The sequence below is a fragment of the Pectobacterium aroidearum genome (assembly GCF_015689195.1).
Lineage (GTDB): Bacteria > Pseudomonadota > Gammaproteobacteria > Enterobacterales > Enterobacteriaceae > Pectobacterium > Pectobacterium aroidearum.
Window position 1 is genome coordinate 467,339 of sequence record NZ_CP065044.1, and the last position, 23,663, is coordinate 491,001.

Annotated in this window: 18 protein-coding genes and 1 pseudogene; 11 read left to right on the top strand and 8 right to left on the bottom strand. The window is 50.8% G+C overall.

Annotated features, from left to right (window positions below; all coding sequences use genetic code 11):
• Positions 1–265: 265 nt before the first annotated feature.
• From cysG to nirB, 3 genes are all read right to left on the bottom strand, one after another.
• Positions 266–1,645 (bottom strand): siroheme synthase CysG, encoded by a 1,380-nt coding sequence (gene cysG, locus I2D83_RS02005; protein ID WP_181847910.1) that lies wholly within the window; start codon positions 1,643–1,645, stop codon positions 266–268.
• 81 nt (positions 1,646–1,726) lie between these two features.
• Positions 1,727–2,095 (bottom strand): nitrite reductase small subunit NirD, encoded by a 369-nt coding sequence (gene nirD / locus I2D83_RS02010; protein ID WP_015841969.1) that lies wholly within the window; start codon positions 2,093–2,095, stop codon positions 1,727–1,729.
• Positions 2,092–4,644 carry a nitrite reductase large subunit NirB gene (nirB, locus tag I2D83_RS02015; RefSeq protein WP_205947452.1) on the bottom strand — a complete coding sequence of 851 codons (2,553 nt, stop codon included), beginning with the start codon at positions 4,642–4,644 and terminating at the stop codon, positions 2,092–2,094. The genes nirD and nirB overlap by 4 nt, the downstream gene beginning before the upstream one ends.
• A 636-nt stretch (positions 4,645–5,280) precedes the next feature.
• Here nirB and I2D83_RS02020 point away from each other — a divergent pair.
• From I2D83_RS02020 to ppiA, 7 genes are all read left to right on the top strand, one after another.
• Positions 5,281–6,435 carry a mandelate racemase family protein gene (locus tag I2D83_RS02020; RefSeq protein WP_180743243.1) on the top strand — a complete coding sequence of 385 codons (1,155 nt, stop codon included), beginning with the start codon at positions 5,281–5,283 and terminating at the stop codon, positions 6,433–6,435.
• A 99-nt stretch (positions 6,436–6,534) separates the two neighbouring features.
• The gene (locus I2D83_RS02025; protein WP_180779405.1) at positions 6,535–8,145 is read left to right on the top strand and encodes an ABC transporter substrate-binding protein; all 1,611 of its coding nucleotides are present in this window, start codon (positions 6,535–6,537) and stop codon (positions 8,143–8,145) included.
• A gap of 132 nt (positions 8,146–8,277) precedes the next feature.
• Positions 8,278–9,318, top strand: coding sequence for an ABC transporter permease (locus tag I2D83_RS02030; protein WP_015841965.1), 1,041 nt, complete (start codon positions 8,278–8,280; stop codon positions 9,316–9,318).
• 38 nt (positions 9,319–9,356) lie between these two features.
• Positions 9,357–10,238, top strand: coding sequence for an ABC transporter permease (locus I2D83_RS02035; protein WP_155116526.1), 882 nt, complete (start codon positions 9,357–9,359; stop codon positions 10,236–10,238).
• A complete protein-coding gene (locus I2D83_RS02040) occupies positions 10,210–11,097 on the top strand; it encodes an ABC transporter ATP-binding protein (RefSeq protein WP_413232272.1) in 888 nt (295 codons plus the stop codon). The genes I2D83_RS02035 and I2D83_RS02040 overlap by 29 nt, the downstream gene beginning before the upstream one ends.
• Before the next feature lie 44 nt (positions 11,098–11,141).
• The gene (locus I2D83_RS02045) at positions 11,142–11,918 is read left to right on the top strand and encodes an ABC transporter ATP-binding protein (protein ID WP_180779403.1); all 777 of its coding nucleotides are present in this window, start codon (positions 11,142–11,144) and stop codon (positions 11,916–11,918) included.
• A 206-nt stretch (positions 11,919–12,124) separates the two neighbouring features.
• On the top strand, positions 12,125–12,697 hold the full coding sequence (gene ppiA / locus I2D83_RS02050; RefSeq protein ID WP_015841961.1) for a peptidylprolyl isomerase A: 573 nt from the start codon (positions 12,125–12,127) through the stop codon (positions 12,695–12,697).
• A 305-nt stretch (positions 12,698–13,002) separates the two neighbouring features.
• Here ppiA and pelZ read toward each other — a convergent pair whose 3' ends face one another.
• The 5 genes from pelZ to I2D83_RS02075 form a co-directional block, all read right to left on the bottom strand.
• Positions 13,003–14,298, bottom strand: coding sequence for a pectate lyase PelZ (gene pelZ, locus I2D83_RS02055; protein ID WP_181830616.1), 1,296 nt, complete (start codon positions 14,296–14,298; stop codon positions 13,003–13,005).
• Between the two features lie 168 nt (positions 14,299–14,466).
• On the bottom strand, positions 14,467–15,591 hold the full coding sequence (pelC, locus tag I2D83_RS02060) for a pectate lyase PelC (RefSeq protein WP_205947453.1): 1,125 nt from the start codon (positions 15,589–15,591) through the stop codon (positions 14,467–14,469).
• 620 nt (positions 15,592–16,211) lie between these two features.
• The gene (pelB, locus tag I2D83_RS02065) at positions 16,212–17,336 is read right to left on the bottom strand and encodes a pectate lyase PelB (RefSeq protein ID WP_015841958.1); all 1,125 of its coding nucleotides are present in this window, start codon (positions 17,334–17,336) and stop codon (positions 16,212–16,214) included.
• Positions 17,337–17,996: 660 nt separating this feature from the next.
• Positions 17,997–19,121, bottom strand: a complete 1,125-nt coding sequence (gene pelA / locus I2D83_RS02070) for a pectate lyase PelA (RefSeq protein WP_205947454.1) — start codon at positions 19,119–19,121, stop codon at positions 17,997–17,999.
• Between the two features lie 587 nt (positions 19,122–19,708).
• Positions 19,709–20,773, bottom strand: a complete 1,065-nt coding sequence (locus I2D83_RS02075; RefSeq protein ID WP_205947455.1) for a saccharopine dehydrogenase family protein — start codon at positions 20,771–20,773, stop codon at positions 19,709–19,711.
• 209 nt (positions 20,774–20,982) lie between these two features.
• Between I2D83_RS02075 and I2D83_RS22295 the strand changes: the two are divergent.
• The 4 genes and pseudogenes from I2D83_RS22295 to argD form a co-directional block, all read left to right on the top strand.
• Positions 20,983–21,105: pseudogene (locus tag I2D83_RS22295) on the top strand (TetR/AcrR family transcriptional regulator); the annotation flags it as partial.
• Between the two features lie 51 nt (positions 21,106–21,156).
• Complete coding sequence (locus I2D83_RS02080; protein WP_241007325.1) at positions 21,157–21,579, top strand: TetR/AcrR family transcriptional regulator; 423 nt, start codon at positions 21,157–21,159, stop codon at positions 21,577–21,579.
• A gap of 59 nt (positions 21,580–21,638) precedes the next feature.
• Positions 21,639–22,214, top strand: a complete 576-nt coding sequence (locus tag I2D83_RS02085) for an aminodeoxychorismate synthase component II (protein ID WP_015841954.1) — start codon at positions 21,639–21,641, stop codon at positions 22,212–22,214.
• 119 nt (positions 22,215–22,333) lie between these two features.
• Entirely contained in the window at positions 22,334–23,560 is a 1,227-nt protein-coding gene (gene argD / locus I2D83_RS02090) for a bifunctional acetylornithine/succinyldiaminopimelate transaminase (protein WP_205948125.1), read from the top strand.
• The last annotated feature ends 103 nt before the right edge of the window (positions 23,561–23,663 follow it).

The following is a 23,663-nucleotide window of genomic DNA, read 5'->3' on the forward strand; positions in this document are numbered from 1 at the left end:
ATTAGAAAGCTAAGCAATAGTCGGGCCACGTTTTACGTAAACTATTATTGATTATTTATTCATATAGTCTGCTTATTAATGAGTTTTGTTTTAGTCAAAATAAGGCAGATATGGCCTGCGGTAAAGCATTAAAGTGACATTTTGTAAGGGGGTATGTCCAAAATAGTGCATTGTTATGCTATTTGGTGGGGCGTTGCATTATGATGGTGCAATAACCGCTATCCGGCAGAACGGACAGCGGGTGAGGAAGGAGGTAGGGAGAGGATTATGCTGTCTGGTCAGAGAACCAGCTCAACTTTTCCCGTAGCTCGACGACGTTGCCGATGATAATCAAACTCGGGCTGCTTGCCTGCTGTGCTAACTCGCTCAGTTGAGAAAGCTGTCCACTCAGGACGCGCTGTTTGGTAGAGGTGCCGTTTTCGATAATCGCGACAGGCACGGTTTCCGGTAACCGCTGTTCGATCAGCTTGCTTTGAATGTACTCGGCTTGTTGCAGCCCCATATAAAACACCAGCGTCTGCTTTTCCGCCGCGAGGCTGGACCAGTCCAGATCGGTGTCGTGTTTAACGTGTCCGGTGATCAGTCTGACGCCCTGCGAGCGATCGCGATGGGTGAGTGGGATACCGCTGTAGGCTGAACAGCCCGACGCGGCGGTAATACCAGGTACGACAGAGAACGGCACGCCCGCCTGATGCAGATGCTCCAGCTCTTCGGCGCCACGGCCGAAGATAAAAGGGTCACCGCCTTTCAGCCTGACGACGCGATGGCCCGCTCGCGCTTTTTCTTCCAGCAACTGATTGATTTGCTCCTGAGGCATGCAGTGATAGCCAGACGCTTTACCCACGAAGATGCGTTCGGCGTCGCGGCGTGACAGATTGAGGATCTCTTTCGAGACCAGACGATCGTAAACGACGATATCGGCCTGTTGTAGATGCTGTAGGCCTTTCAACGTCAGTAATCCTGCATCACCTGGTCCGGCGCCGACCAACGTCACTTCACCCCGGTCATCCAGCGGGGCGGAGAAAAGCAGTTCCGTCAGTTGCTGAACGCGTTGATGGTCTTCATTTGCCAGCGCCTGCGCCAGCCGATCGTGTACGAAGAGTTTTTCCCAGAAGCGACGGCGTGCGCTCATCTTGCAGAAACGTTTTTTCACTCGGCTGCGCAGTTCACCTGCGAATGTCGCCAGCTTACCGAGATTTTGCGGCAAAATACTTTCCAGTTTTTCCCGTAGCAGACGGGCTAATACCGGTGCGGCACCGCCAGAAGACACGGCGACCATGAGCGGTGAACGGTCAATGATCGACGGCATAATGAAGCTGGCGCGTTCTGGTGAATCGACGACATTACAGAAAATCCGACGCTCGCTGGCGCTGGCATAGACATGATTATTGACGTCCTGATCGTCAGTGGCGGCAATCACCAGCCATACCTCGTCCAGCAGTGTAGGATCAAACGTGCCGTGTACCAGCGTTAACTGCGCATCCTGCTCCCAGGCGCGGAATTGATCGTTGAAATCGAGCGCATTGACGGTAATGACTGCGCCAGCGTCCAGCAACAGCCGGGCTTTGCGCTCGGCTATTTCACCACCCCCTACCAATAGACAAGGTTTATCGTGTAGCTGACAGAATATTGGCAGGTAATCCATGTAACGCCTCTTAAGCACTCAGATTTTCTTGAAAAATCAAATGGGGTTGTGCCCTGCGGTCACAGGGCATCGACCATTTCATTAAGGTAATGGTTGGCTATTATCAACCGCAATGTCACGGTCTGCGATGGATATTTGCACATTACCGTTGGTTACCTGAGTATCGTAAGCTGCAACAGAATAGGCTCCATCCTCCAGGCAAAAGCCATCATAAAGGCGAAAATGCTGTTTTTTCAATGGGCTTGCTACCCAAAGCTCCTCATGATGTTCGGCCAGTATGCCACGGCTTAATACGCTAGCCTGCGCAAACGGATCGATATTGCTGATGGCGTAAACCTGCTCGTCGTTACGCGGTCGGAACACTGCGATCTGCTGCTGTTCGACGAGCGCGCAAACGCCGGTGCCGGGCAGGATGTCGTCTAACTTACATACGGTCGTCCACTGGCTCATGCGCTTTCCCCTTCTAGTTCAATCTGTTTCACCGGAATACGTTCAGCAGGGCGTGCCGGACGATGTTGTTGACGTTCACTGACCATTTGCACGTTCGGGTCACGTTCCGGGCTGTTAATGAAGTGGGTAAAACGTTTCTGTGCTTCCGGGGATTCCAGCGTCGCCTGCCATTCACAGACGTAGCCTTCGCGCAGCCGGGCGATATCGGCTTCAAGCTGATCGTTAATGCCCAGTTTGTCTTTCACAATCACGTTGCGCAGATAGTCGATACCGCCTTCGAGATTATCCAGCCAAACGGAGGTTCGCTGGAGCTTATCGGCTGTGCGGATATAGAACATCATGAAGCGGTCCAGATAGCGGATTAAGGTGTCGCGATCTAAGTCGGCTTCCAGCAGGTCGGCGTGGCGTGGCTTCATTCCACCGTTGCCGCACACATAGAGGTTCCAGCCTTTCTCGGTGGCGATAATCCCGACGTCCTTACCCTGTGCTTCTGCACATTCCCGCGTACAGCCGGAGACGCCAAATTTCATTTTGTGCGGCGTGCGGATGCCTTTGTAGCGGTTTTCCAGCTCGACGCCAAAGCCCACGCTGTCGCCGACGCCAAAACGGCACCAGGTGCTACCGACGCAGGTTTTTGCCATACGTAACGCCTTGGCATAAGCGTGGCCAGTTTCAAACCCGGCTTCGATGAGCTGAGCCCATACGTCCGGCAGGTCGTCTTTTTGCACGCCAAATAGCGCCATGCGCTGGGAGCCGGTCATTTTGGTGTACAGGTTATATTGCTTCGCGATGCGACCAATGGCGATCAGGCCATCCGGCGTGATTTCTCCGCCTGCGGAGCGTGGGATTACGGAGTACGTGCCGTCTTTCTGGATGTTGCCGAGGAAGTTATCGTTGGAATCCTGTAGCGGTGTGTGCTGTGGTTTGAGCACGTATTCATTCCAGCAGGAAGCCAGCAGGGACGCCACGGTCGGTTTACAGACCTCACAGCCGTAACCTGAACCGTGTTTCTCCAACAACTGATCAAATGTTTTGATTTTCTCGATTTGGATCAGGTGGTACAGCTCCTGACGTGAATAGGCGAAGTGTTCGCACAGGTGATTATTGACTTCAATCCCCTGTTTGCTGAGTTCCGCGTTCAACACCTGTGTCAACAGCGGGATGCAGCCGCCGCAGCCAGTACCGGCTTTGGTGGTTTCCTTAATGGCAGCAACGGTATGACAGCCGCCGTTAATCGCTTTGATGATGTCGCCTTTGGAGACGTCGAAGCAGGAGCAGATTTGGGCGCTTTCCGGCAGCGCATCTACACCCAGCATCGGTTTCGCACTGCCGGCCGCAGCAGGAAGAATCATCGCTTCGGGTGAATCCGGTAGCGGGATCTTGTTCAACATGAATTGCAGCAGGTTGCCGTAATCCCGCGTGTCGCCGACCAGCACAGCGCCGAGCAGCGTTTTGTTGTCGGCGCTGACGATCAGACGTTTGTAGGTTTCTTTCTGTTCATCCAGCCACATGTAGCTGCGAGCGCCCGGCGTATGGCCGTGTGCGTCGCCAATCCCGCCGACATCGACGCCCATCAGCTTCAGTTTGGCGCTCATGTCGGCGCCCTGGAAGCGGTTTTCATGCCCTAACAGATGGTCGACGGCAACCTGTGCCATCTTGTAGCCGGGCGCGACGAGACCAAACGGTCTGCCCTGCCAGGCGGCACATTCGCCGATGGCGTAAACGTCAGGGTCGGAAGTCTGGCACCAATCGTTAATGGTGATACCACCGCGTGGGCCGATTTCCAGCGCACATTGGCGCGCCAGTTTGTCCTGCGCGCGGATGCCGGTAGAGAACACGATAAAATCGACTTCCAGCGTGCTGCCGTCGGCAAACACCATCGTCTTGCGGCTTTCCAGTCCGGAATGCTGGATGGCCTGCGTATTCTTGCTGGTGTGTACGCGCACACCCATGTTTTCAATCTTGCGTTGTAGCAGAGCGCCGCCCTGCGCATCCAGCTGTTCGGCCATGAGCACCGGAGCGAACTCAATGACGTGTGTTTCTACGCCAAGGTGTTTCAGTGCGCCTGCGGCTTCCAGACCTAACAGACCTCCGCCGATCACCGCGCCACGTTTGCTGCGGCGGGCGCAGTTTTCGATGGCGTTCAGATCTTCAATGGTGCGGTAGACGAAACAGTCTTGCCCGTTTGACCCTTTGATTGCCGGGATCCAGGGATAGGAGCCAGTTGCCATGATGAGCTTGTCGTAATACACGGTACGACCGGAATTGGAGTGAATGGCTTTTTCACTGCGGTTGATGGTGATGGCACGTTCACCGAGCAGGACGTTAACGCCGTTCTTTTCGTAATAGCCTTCACGTACTAAAGAGAGTTCTTCTACCGTGTGGTGAGCGAAGTAAGAAGAGAGGTGGACACGATCGTAGGCGACGCGGGGTTCTTCACAAAAGACGGTAATTTCGTAGGTGGACGTTGGGGCCTTATCCAGCAACTCTTCGATAAAACGGTGGCCAACCATCCCGTTACCGATAACAGCGAGTCTGACTTTGTTCATTTTTGCCTCAAATTTGCTTCTTCTGAGGCTACCTTATCGCGCTACAAAGGCCGCTTATTGATGTATATCAAGTTGTCTTTTATATACTTCTTTGTGGGTATGTTGATGATTTTACTTATTTTTTATTAAGTATTGGTTTTTGTTGGAGTTTTCGTGACTGGCAAAAATGAGATCTATAGCACGCTTTTGGTCACAAGCCGACTGATTAGCGGCCAATCCGGTATCAGAGTAATCATCCCCCTCATCAATCATTCGCGCGTCTGAGCGTTTAAAAATAAAACTAAGGGATTATCCATTTGTTTAATAAGGATATGAAATTTTCTGGTGATAATGCTCACAGCTTTATGTGCGATTGCACAATTATCGGCGACATAATTTCGTCATATGGAAGAAATTGCCTAATGACTAACGGCGTAACAACCTTAATAATTGAAAATAAAACACCATTTTTTTTTAATTAGCACGCTATTTCTATTCTGTGACGTTGATCGACTTATAAGGTCGTACCAGAGAGAGTGGTGCTTTTTATCTACCCGTCCCAACGTAGTCAGTGGCGTTATTCGTTACTTATTTTATATGGCTTACATTCGCAAATCTTGTACATGAGTTGTGTTAAACATCAAGGCAGGTAGCAACGTGAAAATAGAATCAATTGATGTCACCGTCTTTACTTATCCCACACGCCGGGTTTCCGACAGTGCGGGTCATTCACACCCGGGACCTGAAAATCAGGCCAAGATGGCGCTGTTAACCATCACGGCAGATGACGGCCAAAAAGGCTACGCTTTCGCACCGCCGGAAGTGATTCGTCCTCATATTGTTAATGCTTTCTTCCGCAAGGTGCTGATTGGGCAGAACCCGTTCGACCGTGAACGTCTCTGGCAGGATCTGGTGCACTGGCAACGCGGTAGCGCCAACCAACTGACCGATCGCGCGCTGTCGATTGTGGAATCCGCACTGTGGGATCTGCAAGGCCGCGTACTTAACATGCCGGTGCATAAACTGCTCGGCGGCTATCGTGAAAAAGTCCCTGCTTACGGCAGCACCATGTGCGGTGATGAGCTGGAAGGTGGCTTATCGACGCCAGAGGAATACGGCCAGTTTGCAGAAAAGCTGGTGCAGCGCGGCTATAAAGCCATCAAGTTGCACACCTGGATGCCGCCAGTATCGTTCGCACCCAGCCCGAAGATTGACGTGAAAGCCTGTGCCGCAGTACGTGAAGCCGTTGGCCCGGACATCTGCCTGATGCTGGATGGCTACCACTGGTACAGCCGCAGCGATGCGCTGTATATCGGTCGTGAATTGCAAAAGCTCGATTTCACCTGGTTTGAAGAACCGATGGAAGAACAGAGTATGGCGTCCTATAGCTGGCTGACCAAGAGCCTGGATATCGATGTCATCGGGCCGGAAAGCCTGTCAGGTAAATACTTCAGTCGTGCTGACTGGGTTAAAGAAGGCGCATGCGACATTTTACGCGCGGGCGTGCAAGGCGTGGGCGGTCTCTGGCCGTGTATGAAGGTCGCTAGCCTGGCGGAATCCTTCGGTATGGACTGCGAAGTTCACGGTAACGGCGCGCCAAACCTCAACGTCGTTGGGGCGATCAAAAACTGCCGCTGGTATGAGCGCGGTCTGCTGCATCCTTTCCTTGATTACGACGAACCTGCTGCTTATCTGAATTCGATTGTCGATCCGATGGATGACGAGGGCTTTGTGCATCTGCCGCAACGTCCGGGGTTGGGAGAAGATATCAATTTTGACTGGATTGAGGAGCATACCCTAAGTAAAGAATAACTTTTTTGTATGAATGGTTTTTTGTTCGATCTGAAAGATAGCCTTACCTAAAAAATAAAAAGTTGTCGTCTTCCATGCTCCCACACCTGGAGAATAATGATGAAAGCACGAGCAATACTCCGTACCCTGCTGTTAGGTTCACTCTGCATGGCCGCTACGCCGGCCATTCTATCGGCAAAAACCCCTGACGATCAGCTGATCGTGGGGATGAACATGAACAACATGCTCTCACTCGATCCGGCCGCCATGACCGGTAATGAGGTGGTGGGCATTATCGTCAATCTCTATGACTCGCTGGTGGTGCTGGATCCCGCCAACCTGAGTAACATCCAGCCTTCTCTGGCGAAAAGCTGGAGCGTCAGTGATGACGGCAAAGTCATTACCTTCAATCTGGTGGATAACGCCAAATTCCACTCCGGTAACCCCGTCACGGCGCAAGACTTCGCCTGGTCGATGAAGCGTCTGCTTAACCTCAACATGGCGCAGGCCACGACGTGGAAATCCTACGGCTTCACCGCGGAAAACGTGGAGAAAATGATTCGCGCCAAAGACGACCACACCGTTGAAATTGAACTGCCAAAACCAAACGACCCCAAACTGGTGCTCTACTCGCTGGCGACGCTGGGCAGCGGCTCAGTGCTGGACAGCAAAACGGTCATGAAGCATGAGAAAAACGGTGACTGGGGCAACGGCTGGCTGACCACGAACGAAGCCGGTTCCGGCCCGTTCAAGCTGGACGTGTGGCAGGCGAAAGACGTGCTGCGCATTAGCAAAGTTGAGAACAACTGGCAGGGCGACGCTAAAATGCGGCGTGTGATCTTCCGTCATATGACCGAATCACAGGCGCTGCGCCTGATGATTGAAAAAGGCGACATTGACGTGGCCTCTGGTATGTCGGTGCCGGATATCAACGCGCTGAAACAAGATAAAGACGTTGTGGTTGATGAGGTGAAAAAAGGCACGCTGTACTACGTTGCCATGAGCCTGAAAAATGAATACTTCGCTAAACCGAAAGTGCGTGAAGCGGTTCGCTACCTGATTGATTACGATGGCGTTAATAAAACAGTGATGCCAGGCTACGGTTTCTATCATCAGCGCCCCATCCAGAAAGGGATGGATGCGACGTTGCCGGATCCGGGCTACAAGCTTGACGTGCCGCGCGCCAAAGCGCTGCTGGCCGAAGCGGGCTACCCAAATGGATTTGAAACCACGCTGCGTGTTCTGTCCGATCAGCCGTTCCTGAATCTGGCGACATCGGTACAGTCCACGTTGGCACAGGCGGGCATCAAAGCCAAAATCATCTCCGGCACCGGTAATCAGGTTTACGGCGCGATGCGCGATCGTAACTTCGATATGCTGGTTGGCCGCGGCGGTGGCGGCGTCGATCCGCATCCTCACTCCAGCCTGCGTTCTGTTGTCTATAACCCGGATAACAGCGACGAAGCCAAACTGACCAACTTCCAGGGCTGGCGCACCTCTTTCTACGACAAACCGCTGAACGACATGATCGATCAGGCGCTGTTGGAGAAAGATCCTCAGAAACAAAAGCAGATGTATATCAACGTACAGAATCGCTATGAAGAACTGTTCCCGGCCATTATTCCGGTGTCGCAGATGATCGATTCCGTGGTGTTGCGTAAGGACGTGAAAGGCTATGTGCCACATCCGTCTTCTACGACGCATCTGCGCGAGGTGTATAAGCAGCGCTAGTGTCCACACGTTAAACAGGATGATTAGCCGACACGTTCCCGGCTAATCATCCCGATCAGATACGCTAAAAAGAGATGACCGCGTGAGTGGTGATTTGCTGTCGCCGCTAACCGGGATATCAGGAGAAAGAACATGGTTTTCTCTGATTGGATCAAGCCGGGTGGAGTACTGCGTCGTTTGGCAAAGCGTCTGTTTCAGGTGATCGTCACACTGTTCGGGTTATTAATCCTGACTTTCGTGATCGGCCGCGTGATGCCAATCGATCCGGTCCTGGCTATTGTCGGACAGGATGCCGACCAAAGTACCTATCAACAGGTTTACCAACAGCTGGGGTTGGATAAGCCGCTGTATGTGCAGTTCTTTATTTACTTCAATTCGCTGATGCATGGGGATCTGGGCAATGCGCTCCTGACCGGACGACCGGTTATGGATGACATTATCCGCGTTTTCCCGGCCACCGTTGAGCTGGCGACGATGGCGATTATCGTCGGTGCCGGTCTGGGCGTGCCGCTAGGTGTGCTGGCTGCGGCGCGGCGCGGCAAGTGGGCGGATTATGTGGTGCGTTTTATCAGTTTGGCTGGTTATTCCACGCCAATATTCTGGGTCGGGATGATGGGGCTGCTGGTGTTCTATGCCTGGCTGAACTGGGTTGGAGGAGCAGGGCGGGTTGACATGGCCTATGACGGGCTGGTGGAAAACCGTACCGGTTTGCTACTGGTGGATTCGTTACTGGCGGGCGAGTGGGATGTATTCCGCAGTGCACTGAACCATTTGGTGCTGCCGGCTACGATTCTCGGTTTCCACTCGTTGGCCTATATCAGCCGTATGACGCGCAGCTTCATGCTGGCGCAGCTTTCGCAGGAATACATCATTACTGCGCGAGTGAAAGGGCTGTCGGAGTTCCGCGTTGTCTGGGCACACGCGTTTCGCAATATTCTGGTTCAGCTTCTGACGGTGGTGGCGCTGGCCTATGGCTCGTTGCTGGAAGGGGCGGTACTGATCGAAACGGTCTTCTCATGGCCGGGCTTTGGTTCCTATCTGACAGGCAGTCTGCTGCTGGGGGATATGAACGCGGTGATGGGTTGTGTGCTGCTGGTGGGGTTGATCTTTGTGACGCTTAACCTGCTGTCGGACATGTTGTATCAAATCTTTGATCCGAGGACGAACGCATGAATATTTCCTCTGAGCCGCCGGTCACTCGCGAATCGGTAATGCGGACACCGCCGGAAAAACGCGCGAGCCGGCTGCGGCTACGCGGTGCGCGGATCGCCGGGTTCCTGTTGATGATGCTGCGCAATCCGCTGACCGCGATTGGTTCTGCGATTGTGCTGATGTTGATGCTGGTCGCGATCTTCGCCCCGTGGATTGCGACACACGATCCGCTGGCGCAGGACTTGGCCAACGCGTTACAGGCACCGAGTGCCGCACACTATTTTGGCACCGATGAGTTCGGGCGCGATGTGTTTAGCCGTCTGGTCTATGGTTCACGCATCACGCTGTATATCGTTGCGCTGGTGTCCGTCACCGTCGGACCTATCGGGCTGCTACTGGGCGTGGTGGCGGGCTATTACGGCGGGATTGTCGATACCATCCTGATGCGTATCACCGATATTTTCATCTCTTTCCCTAGTCTGGTGCTGGCGCTGGCGTTTGTTGCAGCGCTTGGCCCAGGGCTGGAACATGTGGTGATTGCGATTACGCTGACGGCCTGGCCGCCGATTGCCCGTCTGGCAAGGGCGGAGACGCTGTCGCTGCGTCACGCGGACTTTGTTTCTGCCGTGAAGCTGCAAGGAGCCTCGTCTATCCGCATCCTGCTGCACCACATTGTGCCGCTGTGTCTGCCGTCGGTGATTATCCGTATCACGATGAATATGGCCGGCATCATTCTGACCGCGGCAGGTCTGGGCTTTCTGGGGTTGGGTGCACAGCCGCCCGATCCTGAATGGGGAGCGATGATCTCTGCGGGTCGTCGTTACATGATGGAGTGCTGGTGGTTAGTAACTATTCCGGGGCTGGCGATTTTGATTAACAGCCTGGCGTTCAACTTCCTTGGAGACGGCCTACGTGACATCCTCGATCCCAGAACTGAATAAGTTTTCTCAACGTGCGCCGGGAAGCTCGCCCCTGATGGAAGTGGAAAATCTGCGGGTGAGCTTCGTGAACCGCGGGGCAGTGACTGATGCCGTGCGCGGCGTGTCCTTCACACTGGGTTGTGAAAAGCTGGCGATTGTCGGCGAATCTGGCTCCGGTAAATCGACGGTCGGCCGTGCGTTATTACAACTGCATCCGCACAGTGCGCGGATTACTGCAGACAAACTGCGTTTCGGCGATACCGATCTGCTGAAAGCGGATGAGGCGCGGATGCGTCAGATTCGCGGTAAGCGCATATCGATGATTATGCAGGATCCAAAATACTCGCTGAACCCGGTGGTGTGCGTCGGCGATCAGATTGCCGAAGCCTATCTGGCACACCATAAAGTGTCGCACCGTGAGGCGAAGGAGAAGGTTATGGCGATGCTGGACGTGGTGCGTATTCGCCAGCCAGAGCGCGTCTATAATTTGTATCCTCATGAAATCTCAGGCGGGCAGGGGCAGCGCATCATGATTGCGATGATGCTGATTACAGAACCCGAAATCGTAATTGCCGATGAGCCAACCTCGGCGCTGGATGTCTCTGTGCGCTTGCAGGTGTTGGCAATGCTGGACGATCTGGTGAGCGAGCGCGGTCTGGGGCTGATTTTCATTAGTCACGACATCAATCTGGTACGCAGCTTCTGCGATCGCGTGCTGGTGATGTATGCCGGGCGCGTCGTGGAGTCCATCGCCGCCGCCGATCTGGACAACGCGCAGCATCCGTATACGCGTGGGTTGCTGAATTCGCTGCCGGATATCGATCATCGCCGTCCGCGTTTGCCGGTGATGAATCGCGATCCCACCTGGATCAATGGATAAAGGGGATAATCATGGCAACTGAAGCAATGAGTCAGCGTAAGCCGATGATCGAAGTGAATAACCTGAATCTCTCTTTTGGTCATGGCAGCGCGAAGAATCAGGTGTTGTACGATGTGAACCTCACCGTCAATGATGGCGATATCTTTGGTCTGGTGGGGGAATCGGGCTCCGGCAAAACCACGGTACTGAAGTGTCTGGCCGGGCTGTTTAACCATTGGGAAGGCACGCTGTTGATTGACGGAAAGAAACTGGCGCACCGGATCGATCAGGCGCGCTGTCGTCAGGTGCAGATGGTGTTTCAGGATCCGTATGGATCGCTGCATCCCCGTCATACGGTGGAATCTATTCTGGAAGAACCTCTGTCGATCCATCGCTTTGACGATCGTGACGATCGTATCGATAGCTTGCTGGAGAAGGTGGGGCTGGGAACGAACTTCCGTCGCCGTTATCCGCACCAGCTTTCCGGTGGGCAGCGCCAGCGTGTGGCGATTGCCCGCGCGCTGATTCTGGAGCCGAGGGTGCTGCTGCTGGATGAGCCGACGTCGGCGCTGGATGTCTCTGTGCAGGCGGAAATTCTCAATCTGCTTCTGGAGTTGCAGCAGCAGGAAAAGCTGACTTACCTGATGGTGACGCATGATTTGGGGGTGATTTCCCATTTGTGTCATAAAGTCGCAGTGATGCAGTACGGCAAGATACTGGAAACGCTGGAAACCGACGACCTGACCAGTGATGTACCGAAGGATGCGTATACCTCAATGCTGGTAGATGCCAGCCGTCAGTACAGCCGCGATCTGGCGGTGCGCTCGGAGCGTATGGGCTAGATACGTATGGACTAGGTACGCTGCGCGATAATCATCATGAGGGCCGAGCAATCGGCCCTTTTTTTATTTTATATGCAGGTTTCCGCTAACAGTTGGTTACGAACAGACTTTTATACGTAAAAAAAGGTAAATGGGTAGCGTTGAAGGGTGTGGATACTTACAATCATTACGCTTTCTGTAGTCGGCCTCTTCAAAAAGGAATTCTCATGTTCAAACGTACTCTGGTTGCTGCGGCAGCCCTTATTTCACTGACGGCATTTTCTCCCGCTTTTGCGGCTTCCGACGCCAGCACGCGTGTGCTGTTGACGACGTCCGCGGGCAATATCGAACTGTCTTTAGATAACCAAAAAGCGCCAGTTTCGGTAAAAAATTTCGTCGAGTACGTTAACAATGGTTTTTATAACGGGACGACATTTCACCGTGTGATCCCTGGTTTTATGGTACAGGGCGGCGGCTTTTCTGGCGAAATGAACCAAAAAGCGACGAATGCGCCGATCAAGAATGAAGCTGACAACGGCCTGCGTAACCAGCGTGGTACGATCGCGATGGCGCGTACCGCAGAAAAGGATAGCGCGACCAGCCAGTTCTTTATCAACGTCGCCGATAATGCGTTCCTCGATCATGGCCAGCGTGACTTTGGCTACGCCGTGTTCGGCAAGGTAGTGAAGGGCATGGAAGTGGTAGATAAGATCTCTCAGGTACAAACGAAAAATGTCGGGCCTTACCAGAATGTGCCGACCACGCCTATCGTGATTCAGTCCGCGAAAGTGCTACCCTGATTAACGCGATAGATAAGCAAAGAACCGAGAATACGCAAAGGCCACTAATGTGGCCTTTGCGTTTTTGACAAAGCTAGCAAGCGGTAGTAATGGATAGATCGTAAAGACGCTGTAAATACTTCCCTGTACGCTCGGCTTGCGCAGATATGAATCTCATCCCTGAGATTCACCCTTGTAGGGCCGTCGCTAGCGACGTTCAAAAACGTTCCTGACGTTTTTGTCCATGGCGCAAACGCTTTACTCTTCTATTCCATTACCACCGTTTTACTGCGTAGATAGACGTTATTAACGTCTCGACTACCGCATTATTCCAGCGCTTTTGCCATTTGCTGTAACCAGGCATCTACGCCTGTGCTCGGCACGTTCAACTGACGGTAGGTCGTGGTTGCAACGGGATAGCCGCCAACCTCTTCCTGACTGTTCACGAAGCCACCTGTCCGCTGTTTGAAATTCTCTACGATACGTTTATCGACGGCATCACGATCTTTCGGTCGTGCGCCTGCGCTTTGTAGTACCTGATTGGTGACGGCGCTGGCAGGTGCTGCGGTTAAGCCTGAAGGCCAAATCGGGGAGACTTTGAGTAAATTAATCCCGCTGCCTGAGGTTTGCGGCGCGGCTTTTCCCTTGGCATCGTAAGCAAGGTTATCTGACATCCAAACATCGCCGGAGCTGTTGCTTCCTACCAGCCCTAAGCCTGCTTTGGTATTCGCGCCGTAATGCATCACGTTGCCTGCAACGGAGACGCGTGGGCTGGCAGGCATGGTTTTCCCTTCCCACTCGCCTTTGACGCCACCAACGCGAACGCCCCAAATGCCAGGGTTGTAGATCAGGTTATTGACCATGACACCCGTTGAACCCGCCTTGAACCAGGCGTTGCGCTCGTTGTTGTGCGCATACAGGCTGCCAATGATTGACACATCAGTCACGTTATCGTGAACCAGCGTGCCCATCGAGTGAATGCCTTTGGTATGAGCTGAGTCGTATAAGCCTTCAGCAACAATATTATTTGAGAGCGTGATGCGGTGTGCGGTTCCCTGTGGGCCGTCATAGCGTGGGCCAGAGATAGACAAGTTTTCGTCTGTCCCCCAGGCGAAACTGGAGTGGTCGATCACGACGTTGTAGGCATCTTTACCGTTGATTGAAACATCGCGTTCAAAGCCGCTTTTTTTACCCGTACCGGCATCGCCGATGCGAAAACGGATATGCTGCATGAGCACATCATGCGTGCTAATCCCCATTCCGCCGCGAATGATGGTAATGCCGGGAGAAGGGGCGGTCTGGCCGGCAATAGTGACAAACGGCTCCGTTAAGCGGAGGTCACTTTTATTCAGGTCGATAATGCCGCCAACCTCAAAAACAATAATACGCGGCCCTTTGGCGGCCAGCGCTTCCCGGAGTGAACCAGCCCCAGAAGAGGCCAGCGTTGTGACGCGAATAATTCGCCCACCGCTGCCTGCGACGGTATCCGTCCCGAATCCTTTCAACTCTGGTGCTGCCGGTGTGGCAGCGTTAGCCATCGGTATGCCGATACTGAATACTAATCCAGCACTGAATACGACGCTGCTGCTGAACAGCGCGGCGGACAGAAGAGAACGTTTCATTTCATTTCCTTGAATATTAACGATAAAAATGAGCGAGCCCTTAGGGCTCGCTCAAGTGCGGCCCGAACGATAAACCGACGGGCGTTAAGCTTGCTTGCAGGCTCCTATAGCACAGGACAATGAGGGGCGGAGCCTGAAGTTCGCTTATTTACGCTTTACACGTAGCAATTAGTTACAGCTTGCTGCTGTCAGGACGGCAAGGTTTTTGCCCACGCCAGCATAGTTCGCCAGTTTATCCTTCACGCACTGTGGTGAAACGGTAGAGTAGCTGTAAGGAAGAGAAGGGAACGTGCCTGTGCTCTTCCAGTCTTCAGCATTCACGTAGGGCTTGGAATCTTTATCCCAGGTGATGTTGTATTTAGCGAAGTCAGCCGGGCTCATAACGTTGTTATTACGCAGATCCCACGTACCGAAGTTGGAACCGTCGTAACGTGAGGTCACTGGGTTTTTCGCATTTTCGAACCAGTTACGTTCGATCAGCGCAATCCCATTCTGGCGCACGTTCAGGCCAGAACTGGTGACGTTGGTATACAGGTTATTGTAGGCGTGAACTTTACCGCCACGTTGCAGTGGGAGACGAGCGTTAACGTCATCGTAAATATTGTGATGGTAAGTCAGGTCACGGCCCGTATCGCTGCTGCTGAAGCCGCTCAGACCGACTTTTTTGATGCCGTGAATGTAGTTGTACGATACCGTCACGTTGGTTGAGGCTTTCTTGATATCAATCGCGGATTCGAATGTGGTGTCACCGTCTTTTGTGCCTGCGCATTCAAAGTTTTTCGCGAAGATCTCGTTGTGGTCAATCCAGACGTTCGGCGTGTTATCGATACGAATCGCATCGCCGTCCTGCGCGCCGCCAGGCATGTAGCCGAAACGCATATTGCGGATGACGACATCGGATGATTTCGTCAGCCAGATCCCGAAGTTGGCGGAAGAACCGTTAGTCCCGAGGATGGTGATCCCTTTGGTGAACTCTTTGATTTCCACACCGCGTGCGTCTTTCTTCCACTGGCCGCAGATATCGTTCTCTGCGGCTTTAATCAGCGCATCTTCATTACCGCTATAGGTGATGACGAGCGGGTAAGCGCCTCCTTTGACTTTCTTACCTTTGGAATCCAGTTTCGCTTCTTCGATGATATCAATAATATCTTGCATGGAACGTGCGGTTTTTTTCACGGCACCGGCAACGTCGCCGCCGTCAGTGGTGGCATAACCCCCCGTATTTGCCGCCATTGTCGGTTGAGCCGCAAGTAATAACAGCCCAGCGGCTGCAGAAGGCAGTAGGTATTTCATTAAGGTACTCTCCTTGGAATTGAATTTTTTGGGTATAAATGATCCACATAACCCAGATTATATTATTGGGATGTTTCAATAAAAATGAAATCAAGGTTTATTGAAATCCCGATTAAGTGTTATCATAAAAATAAAATAATTCAATATTTAGGTATTAAATCTATCGGGTGAATAACGCACAAAATATTGATGACTAATAAGTGTCTATTTTAAATAGTAATATTTTTTTCATTTTTTCTAAAAAATGATGTTGAGAGTTTTTATGAAAAATAAAATTATATTTCGTTTTATTATTCTGCGATGAGGTGTTTTTGATAGCGGTGATAACTGTGAGCGATATCAATAAATAAGTAAAATTTCCTTATTGAGATGGCAGTATCAGAAAATAGTTGATGCCGATCAAATTATTAATTAATCCCGTGTTGATGAGTCACTATTCTTTTTACTCGTTAATCCTTAATCAAAGAATGGTTTCTCATTAAGCATTAGCCATTAATTCATCAATTAAATAATTAGCGTGATACTCAATTCATTGCTTTTTTATTAGATATGGCACGCGTAAGTCCCCATAAAAAACAAGCGAGCTCTAAGAGCTCGCTTGAGGGTAAATCTGACCGCGTTTATTTACAGTTAGCTGCTGTCAGGACTGCCAGGTTTTTACCTACGCCAGCATAGTTTGCCAGTTTATCTTTCACGCACTGTGCAGAAACTGGGGTGTATTTATAAGAAATGGAAGGGAACTTGCCGGTGCTTTTCCAGTCATCCGCATTGACGTGAGGAGAGGAAGGGCGGCCCCAGGTAATGTTGTATTTGGAGAAGTCTGCCGGTTTGGTGATGTTGTTATTACGCAACTCCCAGGTACCGAAGTTGGAACTGTCGTTACGTGCCGTTACTGGGTTCAACGCATTTTCAAACCAGTTGCTTTCGATCAGCGCGATCCCTTTCTGACGGACGTTAAAGCCTGAACCGGTGATACCGTCATACAGGTTGTTGTACGCATGAACCAGACCACCACGCTGTAGCGGCAGACGTGAGTTAACATCGCGATAGATATTGTGATGATAAGTCAGGTTACGACCGGTATCCGTATTGCTTGAACCGCTCAGGCCCACTTTTTTAATGCCATGGATGTAGTTGTATGACACGGTGACGTTAGTTGACCCTTTCTTGATATCGACGGCCGATTCAAAAGTGGTGTCATTGTCTGGTGTGCCTTTACACTCAAAGTTTTTGGCAAAGATCTCATTGTGGTCAATCCAGACGTTCGGCGAGTTATCAATACGAATGGCATCGCCGTCTTGCGCGCCGCCCGGCATATAGCCAAAGCGCATATTACGAACAACAACGTCAGATGAATTGATAATCCAGATACCGAAGTTGGCGGATGAGCCATTGGTGCCCTGGATGGTGATCCCTTTGGTAAACTCTTTGACTTGTACGCCGCGTGCGTCCTTACTCCACTGACCGCAGATATTTTTTTCGGCCGCTTTAATTAGCGAGTCTTCATTACCGTTATAGGTGATGATCAGCGGGTACGCACCGCCTTTGACTTTTTTGCCTTTTGAATCCACTTTTGCGGCTTCAATGATATCCACAATTTCTTGCATGGAGCGCGCGGTCTTTTTCACGGCACCGGAAACTTCTCCGCCATCCGTCGTGGCATAACCGCCCGTATTGGCGGCCATGGCTGGCTGAGCAGCGAAAAGTAACAATCCGGCGGCTGCCGTAGGCAATAGATATTTCATTCTGACTGTCTCCTTGGAATATAATTTCATGGGCATTTATTGCTCCATATGCCCGATGTCATAGGTACAAATTTTCCAAAAAAATGACGCTTCATTTTGATGAAAAACCAAGGGGAGTGTGGTCAAAAAATAAGTTCAGTTCAAGGGTGAAATGTTAAATGTATTACAGGTGAAACATTTTGTAATACTGATGATTGGATAATTTGAGTTTTATAGGAAACCGTGTTCTTTTAAAAGAATAGAAAATCAGTGGGTTATTTTTTCTACGGGTAAAGGTTTCACTTTAGTTTCTTTATTTATTGAGTTTTAGCCCGCAATTCTTCGGGGTAATTGTTACGACTAACGCAAAAATTCATCTTAAGTCAAAATATACTACCACAAGCCTATTCAATAGTGTTCTCGCTGTGCGTTAATTCTATATTGAGTTTTAGTTTGTTGATGAATAATTATTATGAACTTCTTTATAGATCGTTTTTAGGCGAGAAGAACATATACCTCATTGATCATTCCTTATTATTGACGAAATGCATGACTAGCATGAAGTCTGTTGCGATAAGGGACATGCTGGCAATCTTGTGTAGGTTTCAGTAAAAAATGAGCGAGCCAAACAGCTCGCTCAGGAGGAACCCGGCGCAAAGTGAATGCACCGGATTAACGTATTTATTTACAGTTAGCTGCTGTCAGGACTGCCAGGTTTTTACCTACGCCAGCATAGTTTGCCAGTTTATCCTTCACGCACTGTGCGGAAACCGGGGTGTAGCTATACGGGACGGCAGGGAATTTGCCAGTGCTTTTCCAATCATCCGCATTGATGTGTGGTGTGGATGGCTTACCCCAGGTGATGTTGTATTTAGCAAAATCAGACGGGCTGGTAATGTTGTTGTTACGCAATTCCCAGGTACCGAAGTTGGAGTCATCGTTACGTGCAGTCACAGGGTTGAGCGCATTTTCGAACCAGTTGCTTTCGATCAGAGCAATCCCTTTCTGGCGAACGTTAAAGCCTGAACTTTTGATGCCGTCATACAGGTTGTTGTACGCGTGCACCTGGCCACCACGTTGCAGCGGCAGACGTGAGTTAACATCGCTGTAAATATTGTGATGGTAAGTCAGGTTACGACCCGTATCCGTGTTGCTGGAACCGCTCAGACCCACCTTTTTCACGCCATGGATATAGTTGTAGGATACCGTGACGTTGGTTGAGGCTTTCTTGATATCGACAGCCGATTCAAAGGTCGTGTCGTTGTCTGGTGTACCTGCACATTCGAAGTTCTTGGCGAAAATCTCGTTGTGGTCGATCCAGACGTTCGGCGAGTTATCAATACGGATAGCATCACCATCTTTTGCGCCACCAGGCATATAGCCGAAGCGCATGTTACGTACGACAACGTTGGAAGAGTTTACAATCCAGATACCAAAGTTAGCGGAAGAACCGTTGGTCCCGAGGATGGTGATCCCTTTGGTGAACTCTTTGACTTCTACGCCACGCGGATCTTTGCTCCATTGGCCGCAGATGTTAGCTTCAGCCGCTTTGATTAACGCATCTTCATTACCGTTATAGGTGATGACGAGTGGGTAGGCGCCGCCTTTGACCGCTTTACCGCTTGAGTCCTTTTTCGCTGCCTCAATGATATCGACGATCTCTTGCAAAGAACGTGCGGTTTTTTTCACTGCGCCGGAAACGTCGCCGCCGTCAGTGGTGGCATAACCCCCCGTATTTGCCGCCATTGTTGGTTGGGCTGCGAGCAGCAACAGTCCTGCAACTGCAGAAGGCAGTAGGTATTTCATTGTGTACTCTCCTTGACATAGAATTTTTTGGGTATTTATCACTACACACCCTGTGTAATAAAATGGCTGTTTCAACAAAAGTGAAATTAAGGTTTGTCTATAAAGCCGAGCTAAGTGTTAACAGAAAAAATAAACAATACAATATGGGTTTGAAAATATATTTTTTACCTGACGTTGGAAAAGGTTTAGGGCAAGCGTGGTCTTGTGTGATAAGAAACTTATTTCTATTTTTTCTCATTAAAAATCAATACATTGATTTTTATTTATTGCTTATTAAAATAAAGTTTCTTTATTTTTCTATATTGTTTTTATGGGGTTTTTATACGAAATGGTTAATTGTGATCTGTATCAATAATAAAATTAAATCTTAAGTGGATTTCTATCAGGTCCTGATGTTAGTCGTTTTTATGACGACGTCTTTATAGCCATTCCCATTTATTTTTTGTTACTAAAAATAGTTTCTCCTGGCAATAGGGATGCCATTACAGCAGGAGAAACGCAGGTGTCAGGATGACATCATTCTTTAATTAGAATAAAGAGAATAAACTGCCATAACATTTTGCATCCCTATAATAGTCTATATGTTTTCAGGAAGGGTTATGGTGTTCTATCTGTAATCCCATTTCACGTATTGTGTCGATGTCAGCGGATAAATCGGCAGATTGCTCGGGGTAAGTCACGCCGGGAGCGGGGCTTAGCCGGTTATTTAGAGCCAAAACGCGCTCAACCTGATTGGCTGCGCTGATTGCGGTCATATGAGTTTGTCCAAGCCTATCTTTGACGCTGATTTTCTTTGTTCCCGTATCTTCAACGATTTCGAGTATAAATTCGTGTGATGCTCCCTGGCCTGGTCTGTATAGCAAGGCCCGGCGTTTCGCTACGGATAGCATTCCCCAAATGCCAGAGCGGGCAAAGAGTGCGAATGCGGCCGTGGTGGCGGTGTTGTCGAAAGCCATGCGTGCCGAGACACTTTCTGCATGGCCCGTCTTGACCAATGTTGTCTGATCCGGACTGGAAAAACGCCTGACGTTGATGACCCGCCCATTACTAAAACGTACAGGTTTAGGATCGGCCATTCCCCGTACGATGCGTTCCTGTCCTGCTTCATAAATGGTGAAAGGTTTGTGCATATCTACAAAACTTGTGACGGAATCGGGTCCGGCTTTATCTGCGGACGAAAACAAGACATCAATGTCTATGCGCCGAGCAGGGTGAGACGATTGACGATACGCCGCTGCGACGATAGCAGCGATACTCGCCATCCAGCCTGATGCTAAGACGACAGGTGAAGAAAGGCTGACGCCATGAAGTATGCGGTTAGCATCGTCTTGCCGTTTCTGCCAGCGAGCCAGATCGATGAGTGCAATACCACGGCGTGTTGCTGATAACAGCAGACGGTCGTGGTGATCATTTACCGATACGACGATTGCGTCGGGCTGGATCGGCAGGTGCTCCAGTGGATCGGTGTCTTCTACGTCAAGGTGTACGCCAGTAGCATTGGGTAATGCCCGTGCTGTTTTTTGTGCTTGGTCGAGCGATCTTCCTCCGATGAGAAGATGAAGATGGGGATGACGTTTGGCAAGCAGGGTGCAAATTTGTCCGCCAACGATGCCATAACCGCCAACAATCAGAACATTACCCGTATTAAGCATATTTTATTTCCTCATGTTTTTTATTCGTATCCAGTGAGTTTGCATTGGCCTGGGTCCTATATTGTGCTGTATGAACGTCTGCCTGATGTTGGTGAGACAGGCGAATGTTCTCTGTATTTATAAAACTGACCGCGGTCATAATGATGTGTAAAATGACCGCGGTCAATTGTAATTTTGACCACGGTCGGAAATCGTGTTATCAAGTCACGATGACAAAGCGAATACAGCAACGAACAAAAGAGACACATGCGCGACTGATCGCGACAGCCCAACAATTGATTGGTGAAGGGGGGTATGATGCTTTACGGATTGAGGAGGTCGTAACACGAGCTGGTGTAGCGAAGGGCACTTTTTTTGCCCATTTCAGCGATAAGGAAACGCTGATGGACCAACTGATTGGTGAACGTATTCATCAGTTACTCGATGAAATGGAAGCCGTTGCGATTCCTGACGGACTTGATGAATTCGTTGAACGATTGCTGCCTCGTATGCAATTCATGACATCTGAACGCTACGTCTTTGACGTTATCTTACGTCGCTCTGGTGCGGCAGGTATTGAACAGGTTGGGCCGATTGCGCTGGCATTCGATCGTTATATCGACATTATCATTCGCTGGCTTGAGGCGGGATACTTCCGGCAGGACGTGCCGATGGCTATCTTAGCTGAGGGCGTTCAGGCATTTGAGACACAGGCGATGGCGATGAATTTTTGTGCTGTTCATAGCCAGTTATCACTCCACGAGCGAATACTGCCCTACCTGCGAGCTTGGCTGTTGGTCCCTGCTTGTGAAAACGTCCCCGGTTAATTGGCGGACATCAACAGCACAATAAAATGAATCATCAATTATTTACCGATAAGTACACCATGCTCCTGATTATCGATAACTACGACTCCTTTACCTACAACCTTTACCAATACTTTTGTGAACTTGGCGCGCAAGTCGTGGTGAAGCGTAATGATGAACTGACGCTGCGTGAGATTGAGCGGCTTGCGCCTGAGCGTTTGGTTATTTCTCCGGGCCCTTGCACGCCGGATGAGGCGGGTATTTCACTCGCTGCTATTCGTCACTTTGCCGATAAATTGCCTATTCTGGGCGTGTGTCTTGGCCATCAGGCGATGGGGCAGGCGTTCGGCGCACGTGTGGTACGGGCACGGCAGGTGATGCATGGTAAAACCTCAGCGATTGCGCACAGCAATACAGGCGTTTTTGCGGGGCTCGCTCAGCCCTTGACGGTGACTCGCTATCATTCACTCATCATTGATGCCGCTTCGCTACCCGATTGCTTTGAGGTTACGGCCTGGAGCGAACATGAAGGTAAGCGAGATGAGATTATGGGGATCCGCCATCGCTCACTGCCGCTGGAAGGTGTGCAGTTTCACCCAGAGAGCATTCTTAGCCAGCAAGGACATCAGCTTTTGGATAATTTCCTTAAAATTTAGTTATATAGAAAGTTATTCTCTCCAGTAGCCGATTTAATATTGCCTGTAATTGATTTTTTATGCATATTTATTGACTATATTTTCATTCTAACGTGATGGATAGCAGAGTGAGGCAGCAAATGGTAGCAGAGCAGAAAGCAGTGACACGGGATACTCACGATAAAGTGATTTTGCCGGTTTATGCACCCGCGAAGTTTGTACCAGTGAAAGGTAAAGGGAGTCGCGTCTGGGATCAGGACGGCCGTGAGTATATCGATTTCTCCGGTGGCATTGCGGTTACGGCACTGGGTCACTGCCATCCAGCACTGGTTAATGCGTTGCAGCAGCAGGGCGAAAAGCTGTGGCACACTAGCAATATTTTCACCAACGAGCCTGCGCTGCGCCTTGCCAGCAAATTGATTGATGCCACTTTTGCCGATCGCGTGTTCTTTGTTAACTCCGGTGCGGAGGCTAACGAAGCCGCATTTAAGCTGGCGCGCCACTATGCGGTTAAACGTCACAGCCCGTATAAAACCAAGATCATCGCCTTCTACAATGCGTTTCATGGCCGTACGCTGTTTACCGTTTCGGTTGGCGGACAGCCTAAATATGCCGATGGTTTCGGACCTAAGCCTGCGGATATTGTCCATGTTCCTTTCAACGATCTGGCTGCGGTTAAAGCGGTGATGGACGATCACACCTGCGCAATCGTACTGGAACCGATTCAGGGTGAGGGCGGTATTACGCCTGCTACGCCTGAGTTCTTGCAAGGCGTTCGCGATCTGTGCGATCAGCACAAGGCGCTGCTGGTGTTTGATGAAGTGCAGAGTGGGATGGGGCGTACCGGTAAACTATTCAGTTACATGCACTACGGCATTACGCCGGATATTCTCACCACCGCTAAAGCGTTGGGCGGTGGATTCCCGATTAGCGCGATGCTGACGACGGAAGAAATCGCTTCTGTGATGACAGTTGGGGTACACGGCACCACTTATGGCGGCAACCCGCTGGCCTGTGCGGTGGCTGAAGCCGCGCTGGATATCATTAACACGCCGGAAGTGCTGTCAGGCGTGGCGGATCGGCACGATCGCTTTGTCAGTGAACTTGAGAAAATCAATCAGCAGTATGGCGTATTCGAACAGATTCGCGGTATGGGGCTCCTGCTGGGGGCGGAATTGAAACCGCAGTGGCATGGTCGCGCGGGCGAGTTTCTGGCGGCGGCAACGGCTCAGGGCCTGATGGTACTGATGGCAGGGCCGAACGTTATCCGCTTTGTGCCGTCTTTGATCATTGATGAAGATGATATTGTGCAGGGGATGGCGAAGTTCGCTAACGCTGTTGCACAGGTCGTTAACGCAGCAAACTGAGTTATGCTCTCAACGTCGCTTGCGACGGTCCGTAGGGTGGCGAGCAGGAAGCTTGCCATAAAAAAAAGCGTGAGGCCGAGGCTTCACGCTTTTTTGTTGGTAG